This is a genomic window from Rhodobacter sp. CZR27, assembly GCF_002407205.1.
Classification (GTDB): Bacteria; Pseudomonadota; Alphaproteobacteria; order Rhodobacterales; family Rhodobacteraceae; genus Cereibacter_A.
Map to the genome: position 1 here is coordinate 59,950 of NZ_CP023550.1, position 15,006 is coordinate 74,955.

The following is a 15,006-nucleotide window of genomic DNA, read 5'->3' on the forward strand; positions in this document are numbered from 1 at the left end:
GGCGTTCACCGGCCGATGGCCGCGCGGATCGCCTCCGCCGTCGGGTCCAGGGCATGGGCCCGGGTCAGAAGATCCTCGGGCACCGGCTCGTCACCAGCCTCGAGCAGCTTGCGGATCTCGGGGTTGTAGCGGTTCCACAGCACGCGGTTCTGCGGCTTCAGCCCGCGCACCACCAGAAGTCCCGTCGGCTCCGTGTCGAGCCAGGTGAGCTGCAGGTCGGGTCGGATCTCGGACAGCAGCCGGGCGAAGCGCCAGACGTCGCCGGTCCAGACCTGCGACTGCCGCTCGCGCAGGGCCTGCACCGGATGGTTGGGCAGCACGTCGTCCACCACGATCACACCCTTCGGGCTCATGTGCCGTTCGAGGTTCATGAAGTCGCGCAGGACGAATTCGCTCAGATGCATCCCGTCGATGAAGGCGAAGTCCACCCGCCCGTCGAAGGGGCTGTCGCCTGCGAAGAAGAAGAAGTCGTCGCTGGTGCAGCGATGGAGCGTCGCCGTCCCGGGCAGGGTCTCGATGTCGGGCGAGGGATCGATGGCCACCGCCCTGCCCCGGCACAGCGCGAGGCTCTGGCCCTTGCGCACCCCGATCTCGCAGTAAAGCCGGGGGGAGAGCAGGCGGTGCATCTCTTCCAGCACCTCGCGATAGGGACGCTTGCCCCGCGTCGCCTCGGCCGCGGGATCGGGATGGGGGGCTGCGGGCAGCAGGATGGGTTGTGCAGGCTTCGGCGCCGTCAGACGCTCGAGCGTGCCGCCCTTCTGGAACACGCCGACGAGATCGCACCAGGGCCCGCGCTGGTCGCGCCAGCAATGCACGAGCCTCAGACCCGCCCAGTCCGCCATCGCCCCCCAGGCATCGGGATAGAAGCGGTAGCAATCGACCGGGTAACGGTGGATCGGCCCTTCGGAGGGGGCGATCATGAAGGCCAGCCCACCGGGCGCGAGCACCCGCGCCACCTCGGTGAAGACGCGCCAGAACTGCGGGCAATGTTCGAGCATCTGGCCCGAGACGACCAGATCGACCGAACCGTCGGCCAGCGGCAGGACATAGGGATCCTCGAGCACGACATCCACGCCGGGTCCCGGGGCGAGGTCGAAGCCCGTATAGGCGGTACCCGGTGGAAAGAGGTCGCGGTAGGAGCCGTTGACGCTGGCCGCCCCCAGGTCGACCACCCGGGCTCCGGGCGGGCAGTACCAGTCGATGCAGCGCTGCATGTTCTCGAACGAGGAGAGGTGCATGAGGTCTCCGGGGTGAGGGATCTCCGGCATCGGCGCAGATGCGCCTCCGGCAGGTTGGTCGATCGGGCCGAACGAGGCAACCGCCTGTGGAGAAGTGGACACTGCGCCGCAGAGACGGCCCCGGCCACTGGCCGGAGCCGGGCCGTCAGCCCTCCATCATCTGCTCGGTGAGCAGCGCCTGCAGGTAGCGGCCGTAGTCGTTCTTGTCGAGCTTGCAGGCCAGCGTCCGCAGGGCCGCGGCGTCGATCCAGCCGTTGTGGAAGGCGACCTCCTCGGGGCAGCCGGTCTGCATGCCCTGCCGCTTCTGCAGCGTGCGCACGAAGTTGCCCGCGTCGAGCAGGCTGCCATGCGTGCCGGTGTCGAGCCAGGCGAAGCCGCGGCCCATGCGCTTGACGTCGAGCGTGCCCTCCTCGAGGTAGATCTCGAGCAGCGAGGTGATCTCGATCTCGCCCCGCGCCGAGGGCTTCAGGCCGTGGGCGAATTCCGGCGCGCGCGCGTCGAGGAAATAGAGCCCCGTCACGGCATAGTTCGACGGCGGAACCTTCGGCTTCTCGATGATCTGGGTGACGCGGCCCTGCTCGTCCATCGCGACCACGCCATAGCGCTCGGGATCGGCCACGTGGTAGCCGAAGACCGTGCCGCCGGTCTCCTGCCCGTCGGCCTCGGCAAGCAGCGCCGGCAGGCCATGGCCGAAGAAGATGTTGTCGCCCAGCACCATGCAGGAGGGGGCGCCCGCGAGGAAATCCTCGGTCAGGGTATAGGCCTGGGCCAGCCCGCCCGGATGGGGCTGGACCACATAGGTGAGGCTGAGGCCCCACTGGCTGCCATCCCCCAGCACGCGCCTGAACTGGTCCTGGTCCTGCGGCGTGGTGATGATCGCGATCTCGCGGATGCCGGCATGCATCAGCACGGTCAGCGGATAGTAGATCATCGGCTTGTCATAGACCGGCATCAGCTGCTTGGAGACGCCGATGGTGACCGGGTAGAGCCGCGTCCCCGAGCCCCCGGCGAGGATGATGCCCTTGCGTGCGGTCATGAGGATACTCCTTGCAGGTCGGAAAGGACGCGGGCCAGGCCCTGCCGCCAGTCGGGGCGGGCGAGGCCGAAACGGGAGAGGTCGGAACAGTCCATCCGCGAATTCGCCGGACGGTGCGCCTTCTGCGGATACTCGGCCGAGGGGATGTCCTGCACCTCGCAGGGAAGGTCCGCCTGGCGGAAGATCTCGCGCGCGAACCCGGCCCAGCTCACGTCGGGGGCACCGGACAGGTGATAGGTGCCGGAGAGTTCGGGCTTCGACACCAGAGCCTCGGCCATGGCGAGGCAGGTGGCGGCGATCTCGGCGGCGGGCGTGGGTCCGCCCACCTGGTCCATGACCACGGTCAGCCGCTCGCGCGTGGCGCCGAGGCGCAGCATGGTCTTCACGAAATTCGCACCATGGGCCGAGAACACCCAGGAGGTGCGCAGGATCGCATGCGTCCCGCCCGCGGCGCGCACGGCCTCCTCGCCCGCGAGCTTCGAGCGGCCATAGGCGCCGAGCGGACCCACCGGATCGCCGGGCCGCCAGGGACGCTCGCCCGAGCCGTCGAAGACATAGTCGGTCGAGATCTGCACGAAGGGGATACCGAGGTCCGCGCAGGCCCGCGCCATGGCGCCGGGGGCCTCGCCATTGACGAGGGTCGCCTCGGCCTCCTCGTCCTCGGCACGGTCGACGGCCGTCCAGGCGGCGGCGTTGATGACGGCCGAAGGCATCGCCTCGCGGATCGCCCGGGCACAGGCTTCCGGATCGGTCAGGTCGGCCTCGTCCCGGCCGAGGAAGCGCGCATCGGGGGCAAGGCGCGCCAGTTCCCGCGCCACCTGCCCGGTGCGGCCAAACACCATGAGGTCCTTCATCGAAGCTCTTTCCGACTTGCAGCGAATTCGGCGTCGCGCAGCACGGCGCCGGTCAGGTGATGGTCCTGGTCGGCCGGCGGCAGCGCCTCGACCCGGTGGGCGAGCGCATGCCAGCTCTGGCGCGGATGGAACCAGGGCAGCGGGCGAGAGACCAGTCCCGCCGCCGAGACCAGTTCGGCAATGCGGGGGCGGGAAAAGCTCGTGCAGCCGGGATAGGTCCAGCCGGGAGCCTCGACCGGAAGATCGGGCCGGTCCTCGGAATGGAGGAAGGTGGCGAGGATCAGCCCGTCGGGGGCAAGCGCGGTGCGGAACCGCTCCAGCGCGCGCGACAGAAGATCGGACCCGGTGTGCGAAAAGATCGACTGCGCGACGATGAAATCGAATTTCACCGCAAAGGCATCAGCCGCGAATTCGGCGCTGTCGCTGAAGACGGGGGCCTTCAGGGCCACGAACTGCGGTCCCAGCTCGCGCTCGATCGCATCCTCGACCAGCCACATGTTCGGCTCGATGCCGTAGTAATGGCCGCGGGCCAGATACATCATCAGCAGCCGCCCGGCGCGCAATCCGCCGCAGCCCACATCGAGCAGGCGGTGCCCTTCGCGCAGGCCAAGCGTCGTCAGCAGGCGGAACTGCGTGGCCCCCATGTAATCCCATTGACCGGGCGGACCGACATAGGCGCGGTAATGCTCGTCGCCCGGCCGCAGCCGGCGGGCCTCGTCGGCGGAGAGGCCCCGGCTGTCCGTCATGCCTTGACCCCAAGCCGCTGGCCCACGCCCGCGCGGTCCTGCAGCGCGCGCCACCAAGGTTCGTTGGCCAGATACCAGTCGACCGTGCGCTCCAGCCCCTCGTCGAGCGTGACCGAGGGCCGCCAGCCAAGCTCGGTGCGGATGCGGGTCGGATCGATGGCATAGCGCAGGTCGTGGCCTGGGCGGTCGGTCACGAAGGCGATCTGCTCGGCATAGGGCGTGGTCTTCGGGCGCTTCCGGTCGAGGATCGCGCAGATCTTGCGGACGATGTCGATGTTCTTCGCCTCGTTCTCGCCGCCGATGTTGTAGCTGCGGTGGTTCTCGCCCCGCGCGAGCACGGTCAGCAGCGCGTCGGCATGATCCTCGACATAGAGCCAGTCGCGGACGTTCTCGCCTTTCCCGTAGACCGGGATCGGCTCTCCCGCCAGCGCCTTCAGGATCACGACGGGGATCAGCTTTTCCGGGAAATGGAACGGCCCGTAGTTGTTTGAGCAGTTGGTCAGCACGTAAGGCAGGCCATAGGTCTCGCCCCAGGCGCGGACGAGATGGTCCGAGGCGGCCTTGGACGCCGAATAGGGCGAGTTCGGCGCGTAGGGAGTATCTTCGGTGAACTGGCCGGTCTCGCCCAGCGTGCCGAAGACCTCGTCGGTCGAGATGTGGTGGAAGCGGAAGCCCGCGGGCTTCCCCTGCCCTACCCAGTACGCGCGCGCGGCTTCCAGCAGCACATAGGTGCCGCGGACGTTGGTGTCGATGAAGGCGCCCGGCCCGTCGATCGAGCGGTCGACATGGCTTTCCGCCGCCAGATGCATCACCGCATCGGGGCGATGGGTGGCGAAGACCCGCGCCATGGCCTCCGCATCGCGGATGTCGGCCTTCTCGAAGGCGTAGGTCGGGGCATCGGCGACGCTTGCCAGGTTTTCCAGGCAGGCGGCATAGGTCAGGCAGTCGACATTGACGACATGGTGGCCCTTCGCCACCGCTTGCCGCACCACCGCCGAGCCGATGAAGCCCGCTCCTCCGGTCACGATCAGTTTCATGGGGCTCAGGCCTCGTAGGTGAAGGGGCTGGTCCAGTCCGCGAAGCGCGGCGCGCGGGCGTCCTTGTCGGAAAGGATCGCCGTGGCGGGGTCGATGCCCCAGTCCACGCCGAGGTCGGGATCGGCGAAATGCACCGCCCCGTCGCAGTCGGGCGCATAGACGTCGGTGGTCTTGTAAAGCACGACCGTCGCGGGCGCCCGCGTGACGAAGCCGTGCAGGAAGCCCTTGGGCACCAGAAGCTGGCGGGCGTTCTCGGCCGAAAGCTCCACCCCCACCCACTTGCCGTAGGTGGGCGAGCCCACCCGCACGTCGACCGCCACGTCGAGGATCGCGCCATGGCCCACGCGCACCAGCTTGTCCTGGGCATGCGGCGGCGCCTGGTAATGCAGGCCGCGCACCGTGCCGACGGGAACGCTGATCGACTGGTTGTCCTGCACGAAGTCGAGGTCGATCCCGAGGCCGGCAAGGGTCGCCCGGTTCCAGGATTCGCAGAAGCTGCCCCGCGCATCGCCGAACACCCTGGGCGTCAGGATCAGGACACCCGGCAGTTCCGTCTCTTCGATCTTCACCTGAAATCCCCTGCTTCGAACCGCTTGCTGGATAGCAACTCGGCCGGAGCCTGTCCACGCGTCCCGGCCTCAGATCCGGCCCAGGACCGCCGCCAGCCAGAGCGACATGCTGCCCGGCAGGCCCTGCCGGTAGAGCCCGATCCGGTTCAGGCGGCGCAGCCGGTTGAACGGGCCCGCCCGGCGCAGCGCGTCGAACTCCTGCAGCAGCCGGCGGTTCTCGGGGGTGAGCCGGTGGGCCGAGGCGCGGAGCGCGCGGATGTTGATCGAGTTCCACTGCCGGAACCGGCCGCTCAGCAGCATCATCAGCCGGCGCTTCTTCGCGGCAAGCCCGTGGTTCGCCCCGATCAGGTTGCCGCCGTGCTGGCGGTAAAGCAGCAACGGCACCGGATCGAAGATCACCCGCCCGCCGGCGCCCGAGACGATCTGGTAGATCCACCAGTCATGCACCACGAGGCGGCCGGGCTCGCGGCTGGCCTCGGCCAGCAGATCGATGCCGCCGCGGTTCAGCATCATCGTGTTGCCGCCGGCGATGTTCTGCACCAGCGCATGGCGGAAGCCCGGCGCGCGCTGCGGCAGCGGATAGGGCCGGCGGTTGCCGAGATCGGCATCGCAGATCCAGCTCGAACCGCCATAGAGGACGGGCAGGTCGGCGGGCTCCGCGGCCAGCGCCCTCGCCCCGCGGGCAAGCTTGTCGGGCAGCCAGACGTCGTCCTGGTCCGAGAGGGCGATCATGTCGGCCTCGGGCGGAACCTGGCCCAGGAGGTGCAGGAAGTTCTTCGCCGAGCCCTGGCAGGGTCCGTCGATCAGCCGCACCTCGAGCCAGGGGTGGCGCGCGGCGAAGGCCGCCACCCGCTCGCGCGTGGCATCGGCCGAGCCGTCGTCGCTCACGATCAGCATCGCGGGGCGCAGATGCTGGGCGGCATAGCTTTCCAGCTGCTCGTCGAGGTTTGCCGCCCCGTTGTAGGTGGCAAGCAGGATGGCGATCCGGGGAGGATGGGACTCGGTCATGGGCTCTCCTATAGCGCCGCGCTGCGGCAAGGGCAGCATCCTCAAGCTCCCGCCCGGCGTTCGACCCAGCCGAGAAAGGCGGCATCGGCGGATCTCAGCCGGGGCTGGCCGCTGCGGTGCCAGAAGGACTGCCATTCCGCGACCAGCGCATGGACGTCCCAGCCCGGCATCAGCGCCCGCACCTTCTCGAGCGTGGCCTCGCGCAGCGAAGGCGCGAGGCCCGGCGCCAGCACCGCCTCGCGACGGGTGACGCAGAGCATGTCGCCCGGCTCCTCGGCGAGCAGGTAGCCCGGCAGCGCATTGGCCTCGATCATGTCGCGGATCATCTTGCGGAAGACCCGGAGCGGCGAAGCCGAGCCTGACTTCTTGGCGAGCGTGGCGATCGAGACCCGCCATTCCGGCTGGTGGCCGCAGTGCTTGCGCGCCAGTTCGTAGATCCGCCGCTCGAGCGGCTTTCGCAGCCGGAAATAGTCGCGGCTGAGCGTGAGGACCGATTTCGTGAGCACCGCCTGGAACAGCCACTCCGAGAGGGTGACCATCACCTGCACCATGCGCCCCCCGCGCGAGCGGCGCACGATCTGCCAGCTCTCGATCAGGCCGAAGCCGGTGGTGATCTCCCGGCCGCCCTGTTCGATGTTGGTGGTGATGCGGGTGCCCGCCAGCCGCTCGAAGGCCTCGCGCAGGCGCTGGTAGCCGTCGCCGCTGGTCTCGCGGTTCGTCGCCGTCATCAGGTCATGCGCGGTCAGGTGCAGCGTGCGGCTGATGGCGCGGCCGGCGTTCAGCGCGGCCATGAGCTGGCTGATGCAGTAGATCAGGATGTCCTTGTCGAAGAGCGTGGCGAGGCCGCGCACCGAGGGCGTCACCGTGATGCGGACCCCGTTGTGGGAATAGTCGAGCACGCGCAGGTCGGGCCTTGTGGCCAGCGAGAAGACAGGATGCTCCATCGAGGCCATGTCGTCCTTGGGCAGCGCATCGAGGATGTCGCAGATGAAGAAGTCCGTGGTCTCGGGCGGCCGGGCAGCGGGCTCTTCGGGGACCGCGGCGGCCTGGCGCGCGCCCGTCCGGGCCAAGGCTCCGGCCTCCCCCTGCCCCGCCGCGGGCCGCCGGCCGCGGACGATCCGGCCCGTCGGGCCCTCGGCGGGATCGCCCCGCAGGTCCGGGCCGGTCCCGGTCGTCCCCCTGCCCCCCTGCCCCGTCCCGGTCTCACCGGTCGGGGTCGGGTCGGCAGGATGCCCCGCCCGCCGGGTGTCCTGCGCACCCGTCCGGGCAGCGGCGGCCTTCCGCCGTCCGCCTGTCTCCTGCATTCGCGTCGCCTGTGCCTGCTCGACGGCGCGGCCCCCGATGTGATCCCGGGATGTCTCGCGCCTTCGTGGTTTCGATGACACCGAGCCTACGCCCAAGCGCCCCCTCCGTCCAGCACGGCCCGCCCGCAGCGCTCCGAAAGATCGGGGTTCCGGAGTCGCGGAAGCGTGGCTTCGGAGTCGGAGCTTCGGGGTTCCGGAGTCGCCCGGCCTCTCCGGACCCGTCCGTTTTCCCCGGCCCCTCAAGGGCTTGGACGAATCCGCCGGATCGCGTAACTATATATAACCCGAAACTAACTGATGCAGGCCGGCCACGGCGCGCGGGAAAGACCCAGCTGGCCGCCCGCGCAAGTGGCGGAAATCAGCCATGAAAATCAGAAAGTTGTTGCACCGTGTGCGCAGAAAATTGCCATGTCAGCAAAAAGGTGATACTTTGCCGTAAAATGAGCAGATGACCCGGAAAAGGGGACAGGCATGGCAGAGACCAGGGGACGGAAGACCGCCGCGCGCGGCCGGGTGGACTTGCGCAAGGGGCCGCCCGCGCGCGAGCCGCAGGTGCCGCTGCCGCCCTATTTCAACATCTCGCCCGATGCGGCGCTGGCCGAACTCGAGGCGCCGCTGACCACCGCGGGCTTCGCCGAGATCGCCCGCTCCTGCGCCCAGGGGCGCGACGACCTGGCCTCGCGCGGACTGGACGAGGAGGGCCGCCGGAGCCTGCGCCTGTTCTCGACCTGGGAGATCACGCGCTACCTGATCCCGGTCGCCACCGCGCATTTCCGCCGCGTGCTGAAGGCCAATCCCGACCTGCCGCAGGGCATCTCGGAGACCGAGGGCGGCGCCAAGTGGTTCACGCTGGACGAGGTGCTGCGGCTCCGCGCCCACTTCGCCGCCGAAGGCTCCAAGGCCAAGGAATACCGCCCCTACCGCCCCGCGGGCCTGCCCGCGAAACTGGTGGCGGTGGCGAACTTCAAGGGCGGCGTCGGCAAGACCTCTACCGCCGCGCATCTCGCCATGTCGGCCGCGCTCGACGGCTACCGGGTGCTGGTGATCGATCTGGACAGCCAGGGCTCGATGACCTCGATCTTCGGCGGCCGCGTGGCGGACGAATGGGGCACGGTCTTCCCGCTCCTCGCGCGCCACTACGCCGGCCACCTGCAGTCCGAGAACCGCCTGCGCGTCTCGCGCGGCGAGGCGCCGGTGCCGATGGACGAGACGCTGACCGAGGCGCTGAAGATCCGCGCGGGGGATCTCATCGCAAAGACCCACTGGCCCAACATCGACCTGATCGGCGCGCAGCTGAACCTCTACTGGGCCGAGTTCCAGATCCCCGTGTGGCGAATGCAGGGGCGCAGCTGGAAGCTCTGGGACGCGCTCACGGATGTGCTGGGCGAGGATGGCGTGCTTGACCGCTACGACGTGATCTTCATCGACACCCCCCCTGCCCTCGGCTACCTGACCATCAACGGGCTGGCCGCGGCCGACATCCTGCTGGTGCCGCTCGGCGCCTCGTTTCTGGAGTTCGACTCGACGGGGCGCTTCTTCGACATGCTGCATTCCACCTTCCGCTCGATCGAGGAGGGCGAGAACATCGCCGCCCGCGCGCTCGGCCGCGAGGAGTTGTCGTTCGAATGGGATGCGGTGCGGGCGGTGCTGACGCGCTTCGACGGCGCGCAGCAGGGCGAGATGGCGGCGCTGATGCAGGCCTACATGGGCCGCACCATGAGCCCGGTCCGGCAGGATTTCACCGCGCTGATCGGCCAGGCCGGCGAGCAGGTGAACGGCATCTACGAGGCCGATTACCGCGACTTCAACCGCGACACCTACATCCGCGGCCGCGAGACCTTCGACGCCACCTATGCCGCCTTCAAGCGGTTGCTGATGGGCATCTGGCGGCGCGAGGAACTGGCGGCAGCCGAGGCGGCGGAGTGAGCCGCACCCCCGGAAATGTTTCGCGCGCGAAACAAATCGGTGGGGAAGCAGGCGGGATGAGGCGGGGCAAAATGTTTCGCGCGCGAAACAAATCCGCCGCAGGGACAGGAAGGATCGGCCCATGGCCAAGCGCAAGCGACTGACAGTGCCGCCGATGGGCGGGTTCGCCGCCCCCGCGGCGCCCGAGGCGAAACCCCTGCTCGGCCCGGGCCTGGCCCCTGCCCCGATCAGCCGCGTCACCGGCGAGGCCGCCGCCACCGCCGCGCTGCGCGAGGTGGCGGAAGAACTGACCTCGGCCCGCGCCGAGGGGCGTCTCGTGCTGCGGCTGGCGCTTGACCGGGTCGAGGAGTCCTGGCTGGTGCGCGACCGGCTGGGCATCGAGGCCGAGGAACTCGACAGCCTGATGGCGAGCCTTGCCAGCCACGGCCAGCGCAGCCCGATCGAGGTCGCCGACATGGGCGAGGGCCGCTTCGGCCTGATCTCGGGCTGGCGGCGGGTGACCGCGCTGCGCCGCCTGCTGGCCACGACCGGAGAGGAACGCTTCGCCAGCGTGCTGGCCATCCTGCGCCGGCCCGAGACCGCCGCCGAGGCCTATGTGGCGATGGTCGAGGAGAACGAGATCCGCCTCGGGCTGTCCTATTTCGAACGGGCGCGGATCGCGGCCAAGGCGGTCGAGGCAGGGGTGTTTCCGACCGAGAAGGCGGCGCTCCAGCAGCTTTACGCCTCGGCGAGCCGAGCCCGGCGGTCGAAGATCGGCTCGTTCCTCGGGATCTACCAGGCGCTCGACGGGGCCTTGCGCTTTCCGGCGGCGCTGCCGGAGCGGCTGGGGCTGGCGCTGGCGCGGCGGATCGAGGAGGAACCGGACTTCGCCGAGGGGCTCGCGGCGCGGCTGGCGGCCGCCGGGCCGGACACGGCCGAGGCCGAGCTGGCGCTGATCGCCGAGGCCGTGGCCGGGGCAGGGCAGCCCGATCCGGCTTCGGCCGGCGCGGCCCCGGCCGAAGCCGCCCCCGCGCCCTGCGACAGCCCCGCGCCCCGCCGGACCCGTCCCGCCGCGGCGGCGGCGGCCGAGATCCGGCCCGGCGTCTTCCTGAAGGGCGCCCGCGGGGGCGAGCTGGTGCTGTTCGGCCCCGCGGTCGACGAGGGGTTCCGGGACCGGCTGCGCGACTGGCTGGCCGGGCAGGGCTAGCCCGGGCCGGCGGCCCCTTTCGCGGATATCACCGGGCAGGTTGGGGTGACGCAATCCTGAAGCGATCCGCTTCGGGGGGCTGCAAGCTTTTGGATTGAAATGGCGGAAAAAACCACCGAAAGTAGAAGGGGGCGATAGTCCCATTCGGACAGGTTTTACGGGGTTTAGCCATATCGGGTCGTGGCGGGCGCAGAAGGCGTTCATTCGATGTTGTTGAGTATCGTCCTGTGCACGAGAAACCGTGCCGAACAGTTGGGGCGCACCCTCCGGACGGCGGAAAGGATGCAGCGGCCCGCCGCGGACTGGGAAATCCTGATCGTCGACAACGCCAGCACGGATCGCACGGCCGAGGTGGTCGCCGCGTTCTCCGGCCGCCTGCCGATCCGCCGCATCCTCGAGCCCGTCCCCGGCCTGTCGCATGCCCGCAACCGCGGCCTCTCGGAGGCGCAGGGCCGCTACATCTGCTGGACGGATGACGACGTGCTGGTCGACCGCGGCTGGCTTGCGGCCTATGCCGATGCCTTCCGTCGCCATCCCGGCGCCTCCTTCTTCGGCGGCCGGGTGGAGCCGGTGTTCGATGGCGAGGTGCCGGGCTGGGTGTCGGGGAACCGTGACCTGCTGCGCTTCCTGATGGCCGAGCGCGACCTGTCGCCGACCGAGCTTGTCTTCGAGCGCGGCTCGGTCGATCTTCCCTTCGGGGCCAATTTCGCGGTGCGCACCGACGAGCAGCGCCGCCACCGCTACGATCCGGAACTGGGGGTCGCGCCCGGACGGCCGCGGCTGGGCGAGGAAACCACGGTCCTGCTGGCGATCCTCGAGGCGGGCGGACGGGGCATCTGGATCCCGGACGCCCTTGTCCGGCACGTGATCCCCGCCGAGCGCCTGACGCCCCGCTACGTGGCCGCCTATTTCCGGTCGGCGGGCGAGACCTGGGCCTTCCTTGCCCGGACCGGAAGGCCCAGCTCGATGGGGCCTCCGCCCGCGCCGGGGCGCAGGCATCTTCTGGGCGCGCCGGGCTGGATCTGGCGGACGGTGCTTGTGAAGGGTGCGTCCTGCCACTTCGGCGCGTCCCGGAGCATCACGCGCGACTGGCTGGAGAACTGGATTCACTACAACTACATGCGCGGGGCCCTGCGGGATTTCCGGACCGCACGGAGGGAAGCCGCGGCCGCCGTCCCGCATCCCGCAGGCTGGGCGGCGGAGTGGCGTCGGCGCCTTCTCGCATCGCTCGGGCGTCCGCGGCACCCGCAGGCCCTGGCGCGGGTTCCGGTTCCCGCCTGTCCGGCCGAGGACCGGCGCCGCGCCTGATCCCCGCGTGCCGCGCGGACGTCACGGGCCGCCGCTCCGCGCACCCCGGGGCCGGGGGCGTCCCGTCGATCCGCGCGGGTCAGCCCCCGGCGGTCGCCAGATGGCGCCGGGCGACCGCCACCGCCTCGGCGCGGCTCGCGGCGCGGCTGCATCCGTTCCACCCTGTGCCGAAGCTGTCCGCGAACCGCCCGATCTTGCCGTAGCTGTTGTCCAGGAAGACATGCGGCAGCCCGAGCAGGGTGGCCACGACATGGACATGCAGCCGGTCGGTGATGACGAAGCGCGCCCGCGACAGCTGCGCCACCCCGCGCCCGAGCCGCGCCCGGGCCAGCCGGTTCGCCAGGTCCAGCCCGCGGGCCGCCCGGCCCAGGCGGGCGGGTCGAGGCTCAGGACCGCGCCGAGGCGGGTCCGGCGCAGGGCCGCGCGATACAGGCCGGGATCGTCCGTCAGCCAGTCCTCGACCGGCCAGTCCGCGGGCAGGTCGGCCGGCGCAGGCCCGCCGACCGCCTCCCTGTCGGTGCGCAGCAGCAGCAGCACGTCGAGGTCCGGCGCGGCCGGGCGCGGCAGCTCTCCCAGCGCGAAGGCCATGTCGGGACAGAGCCGGGCCTCGCAGGGGAAATGGCGCCGGGCGAGTTCCATGCTCGGCCGGTCGCGCACCAGCAGCGTGAAGGCGCCGTGGCGCTCGATGACGCGGGCGGTGCGGGCGAGGGCGGTGGCATCCCCGTAATGGATCGATTGCGGCATCTGCACCACCGGGCGGCCGGGGAAGCGGGCCAGAACCGCCTCGCGGAACAGCTGGTGCTGTGGCCAGACATCGCCGAAATTGCCGCCGCCGTGCAGCAGGATCGGTCCCGGCGGCAGGCGGTCCAGCCGATCCGCGGGATCGTCGAAGCGGCAGGTGAGGGCCGGCGCCCGGCCCGCGTTGCGCGTCAGCCAGGCCAGTTCGCCCAGCCAGATCGCGCTGTCGCCGACATTTGCATGGTCGGGAAAGTCGAGCAGCGCGAAGGGCTCCGCCGCGAGCGCGGGCAGGACGGGGGCCAGCGCCGCATCGATGGCGGCCTGCAGGCGAAAGATCACCTCGCGGTGGGTGACGGAGGGGGCAGGGGCGGTCAGGGGGTCAGCGGCCTGCATCGGCGTCCCTCGGTTCGGATTTCATCGACCGGGCAAGGTCGGCCAGTTCGCGCAGCATCGGCCGGCCGAGAAGCAGCATCAGCCCGGCATGGAGCAGCACGCCAAGCACCACCGCCCCGGCCACCATCGGCCAGCCCGCGCCCAGCCAGAGGGCGAGCGGGTCCTTGGCCATCCAGACCCCCGCCGCCATGCCCAGCGACGCCAGAAGCGGCGGGGCCAGCGCCGCCGCCGTGTCGCGCGGCTCGACGCCCGCATGGCGCCTCAGCGCGACCTGCTGGACGGGCAGGGTGAGATAGGCGCGCAGCACATAGGCCGCGGCCACCGCCATCAGCCCGAAGGGCACCAGCGCCGCGGTCAGCACCAGTGTCGCCGCGAACTGCAGCGCCGCCACCGCCAGCACCGACTGCGCCCGGTTCACCGCGGCCAGCGCGGGGCCGGCGAAGAAGTTGGTGACGAAGGGCACGGCCATCAGCACCAGCACCATGGCGACCGGCGCGGCGCCGGCCCAGGTCTCGCCGAAGAGCAGCGGGAAGACCTCGGGCGCGAGGGCGCCGAAGCCGAACATCATCGGGAAGACGGCAAGCCCCGCGGCGCCCAGGATGCGGTTGTAGCCGCGGGCGAAGCGGACGGGATCGCCCTGCAGCCGCGACAGCGCCACGAGCGCGACCGACCCCGCCGGCGCCAGCACCGACTGGCCGATCAGCTCGATCAGCCGCCAGGCGATGCGGTAGGTGCCGACCGCCTCGGTGCCGTGCCAGCGGGCGAGGAACAGGTCCTGCACCCGCACCAGCAGCATCCACAGCAGCTGCGTCGTCACCATGCTGGCGCTGAACCCCAGAAGGCCGCGCAGCCGCGACCAGCGGAAGCCGAGCCCCGGCCGCCAGCGGAAGCTCCACCAGGCGAGACCCACGCCGAGCGTCGAGGCCACCGCCGACTGCACCACCAGCGCCCAGATCCCCCAGCCGGCCCAGGCCGCGGCGACCGCGGCGACCCCCGAGGCGAGGCTGGTCACCATGCCCTGCAGCGCGAGGCTCTTCTGGCGGAACTCGCGCGCGAGCCTTGCGCCATGGATCGCGCCGAGCGCCGAGACCGGCAGCAGCACCGCGAGCCAGCGGATGACCGCCGCGACCTCCTCCTGTCCCAGCATCCGCGCATAGAGCGGGGCCGCCGCGAAGGCCGCGGCGCCCGCCAGCGCCGAAAGGCCCAGAACCGCCCAGAAGGCGGTGTCGGCCAGCGTCTCGTCCAGTTCCCGCTCGCGGATGACCGCATCGGCAAGGCCGGCATTGGCCAGGATCCGCGCCGCCTCGAGAACGAGGCTCGCCAGGGCGAAGACGCCGAAGTCGGCCGGGCCGAGCAGGCGCGCCAGCACGACGAAGAGCACGAAGGTGGCCAGGGTCGTCCAGCCCGTCCGGAGCACGGACCAGAGCACCGCGACGACGGTCTTGCGCTTCAGCCCGTCGGACGGCGCCAGGACCGTCTCCGTCATGCCCGGCTCTCCGGCCGGAAGAGGGCGAGGGGAGCAGGACAAGGCAGGGCCGGGACGGCATCGGACATCGGCAAGAAGGGCTCCAACCAAAGGTTGAGCCGGACCATGCCTCATCCCGAAGACGCTGTATAGATTGGCCGGATGCCCGCTTGCCGCGCTGCGGCATCGGGGCCGTGC

General features: G+C 70.6%; 13 protein-coding genes and 1 pseudogene. 3 read left to right on the forward strand and 11 right to left on the reverse strand.

Annotated features, from left to right (window positions below):
• Positions 1-5: 5 nt before the first annotated feature.
• The 8 genes from CK951_RS20135 to CK951_RS20170 form a co-directional block, all read right to left on the reverse strand.
• A complete protein-coding gene (locus tag CK951_RS20135; RefSeq protein WP_198402522.1) occupies positions 6-1,238 on the reverse strand; it encodes a methyltransferase domain-containing protein in 1,233 nt (410 codons plus the stop codon).
• A 145-nt stretch (positions 1,239-1,383) separates the two neighbouring features.
• Positions 1,384-2,274, reverse strand: coding sequence for a glucose-1-phosphate thymidylyltransferase RfbA (gene rfbA / locus CK951_RS20140; RefSeq protein ID WP_096788011.1), 891 nt, complete (start codon positions 2,272-2,274; stop codon positions 1,384-1,386).
• Entirely contained in the window at positions 2,271-3,128 is an 858-nt protein-coding gene (gene rfbD / locus CK951_RS20145; protein WP_096788012.1) for a dTDP-4-dehydrorhamnose reductase, read from the reverse strand. Before rfbD ends, rfbA begins: the two co-directional genes overlap by 4 nt.
• Positions 3,125-3,874, reverse strand: a complete 750-nt coding sequence (locus CK951_RS20150; RefSeq protein WP_096788013.1) for a cyclopropane-fatty-acyl-phospholipid synthase family protein — start codon at positions 3,872-3,874, stop codon at positions 3,125-3,127. The genes rfbD and CK951_RS20150 overlap by 4 nt, the downstream gene beginning before the upstream one ends.
• Positions 3,871-4,911 carry a dTDP-glucose 4,6-dehydratase gene (gene rfbB, locus CK951_RS20155; RefSeq protein ID WP_096788014.1) on the reverse strand — a complete coding sequence of 347 codons (1,041 nt, stop codon included), beginning with the start codon at positions 4,909-4,911 and terminating at the stop codon, positions 3,871-3,873. Before rfbB ends, CK951_RS20150 begins: the two co-directional genes overlap by 4 nt.
• Positions 4,912-4,916: 5 nt before the next feature.
• The gene (rfbC, locus tag CK951_RS20160) at positions 4,917-5,480 is read right to left on the reverse strand and encodes a dTDP-4-dehydrorhamnose 3,5-epimerase (protein WP_096788015.1); all 564 of its coding nucleotides are present in this window, start codon (positions 5,478-5,480) and stop codon (positions 4,917-4,919) included.
• 69 nt (positions 5,481-5,549) lie between these two features.
• On the reverse strand, positions 5,550-6,488 hold the full coding sequence (locus CK951_RS20165; RefSeq protein WP_096788016.1) for a glycosyltransferase: 939 nt from the start codon (positions 6,486-6,488) through the stop codon (positions 5,550-5,552).
• A 41-nt stretch (positions 6,489-6,529) separates the two neighbouring features.
• Complete coding sequence (locus CK951_RS20170; RefSeq protein ID WP_096788092.1) at positions 6,530-7,441, reverse strand: replication initiator protein A; 912 nt, start codon at positions 7,439-7,441, stop codon at positions 6,530-6,532.
• A gap of 822 nt (positions 7,442-8,263) precedes the next feature.
• Between CK951_RS20170 and CK951_RS20180 the strand changes: the two genes are divergently transcribed.
• The 3 genes from CK951_RS20180 to CK951_RS20190 all read left to right on the forward strand — a co-directional run bounded on the left by CK951_RS20180 (position 8,264) and on the right by CK951_RS20190 (position 12,212).
• On the forward strand, positions 8,264-9,718 hold the full coding sequence (locus CK951_RS20180) for an AAA family ATPase (protein WP_096788017.1): 1,455 nt from the start codon (positions 8,264-8,266) through the stop codon (positions 9,716-9,718).
• A 121-nt stretch (positions 9,719-9,839) separates the two neighbouring features.
• Positions 9,840-10,904: a ParB N-terminal domain-containing protein gene (locus CK951_RS20185; protein WP_096788018.1), complete on the forward strand. Its 1,065-nt coding sequence runs from the start codon at positions 9,840-9,842 to the stop codon at positions 10,902-10,904.
• 207 nt (positions 10,905-11,111) lie between these two features.
• Positions 11,112-12,212: a glycosyltransferase gene (locus CK951_RS20190; protein ID WP_096788019.1), complete on the forward strand. Its 1,101-nt coding sequence runs from the start codon at positions 11,112-11,114 to the stop codon at positions 12,210-12,212.
• 79 nt (positions 12,213-12,291) lie between these two features.
• On the opposite strand, the gene CK951_RS22180 is transcribed toward CK951_RS20190, so the two are convergent.
• From CK951_RS22180 to CK951_RS20200, 3 genes and pseudogenes are all read right to left on the reverse strand, one after another.
• The gene (locus CK951_RS22180) at positions 12,292-12,516 is read right to left on the reverse strand and encodes a polysaccharide pyruvyl transferase family protein (RefSeq protein ID WP_394341577.1); all 225 of its coding nucleotides are present in this window, start codon (positions 12,514-12,516) and stop codon (positions 12,292-12,294) included.
• Between the two features lie 296 nt (positions 12,517-12,812).
• A pseudogene (locus tag CK951_RS22185) lies at positions 12,813-13,343 on the reverse strand (polysaccharide pyruvyl transferase family protein); the annotation flags it as partial.
• Positions 13,330-14,829, reverse strand: coding sequence for a lipopolysaccharide biosynthesis protein (locus CK951_RS20200; protein ID WP_198402524.1), 1,500 nt, complete (start codon positions 14,827-14,829; stop codon positions 13,330-13,332). The gene CK951_RS20200 and the pseudogene CK951_RS22185, both read right to left, overlap by 14 nt.
• Between the last annotated feature and the right edge of the window lie 177 nt (positions 14,830-15,006).

What these genes read in the sequence shown, in the direction of transcription:
- CK951_RS20135 (WP_198402522.1), bottom strand. Translation starts at nt 1,238, where the DNA reads ATGCACCTCTCCTCGTTCGAGAACATGCAGCGCTGCATCGACTGGTAC.
- rfbA (WP_096788011.1), bottom strand. Translation starts at nt 2,274, where the DNA reads ATGACCGCACGCAAGGGCATCATCCTCGCCGGGGGCTCGGGGACGCGG.
- rfbD (WP_096788012.1), bottom strand. Translation starts at nt 3,128, where the DNA reads ATGAAGGACCTCATGGTGTTTGGCCGCACCGGGCAGGTGGCGCGGGAA.
- CK951_RS20150 (WP_096788013.1), bottom strand. Translation starts at nt 3,874, where the DNA reads ATGACGGACAGCCGGGGCCTCTCCGCCGACGAGGCCCGCCGGCTGCGG.
- rfbB (WP_096788014.1), bottom strand. Translation starts at nt 4,911, where the DNA reads ATGAAACTGATCGTGACCGGAGGAGCGGGCTTCATCGGCTCGGCGGTG.
- CK951_RS20165 (WP_096788016.1), bottom strand. Translation starts at nt 6,488, where the DNA reads ATGACCGAGTCCCATCCTCCCCGGATCGCCATCCTGCTTGCCACCTAC.
- CK951_RS20170 (WP_096788092.1), bottom strand. Translation starts at nt 7,441, where the DNA reads ATGGCCTCGATGGAGCATCCTGTCTTCTCGCTGGCCACAAGGCCCGAC.
- CK951_RS20180 (WP_096788017.1), top strand. Translation starts at nt 8,264, where the DNA reads ATGGCAGAGACCAGGGGACGGAAGACCGCCGCGCGCGGCCGGGTGGAC.
- CK951_RS20185 (WP_096788018.1), top strand. Translation starts at nt 9,840, where the DNA reads ATGGCCAAGCGCAAGCGACTGACAGTGCCGCCGATGGGCGGGTTCGCC.
- CK951_RS20190 (WP_096788019.1), top strand. Translation starts at nt 11,112, where the DNA reads ATGTTGTTGAGTATCGTCCTGTGCACGAGAAACCGTGCCGAACAGTTG.
- CK951_RS20200 (WP_198402524.1), bottom strand. Translation starts at nt 14,829, where the DNA reads ATGACGGAGACGGTCCTGGCGCCGTCCGACGGGCTGAAGCGCAAGACC.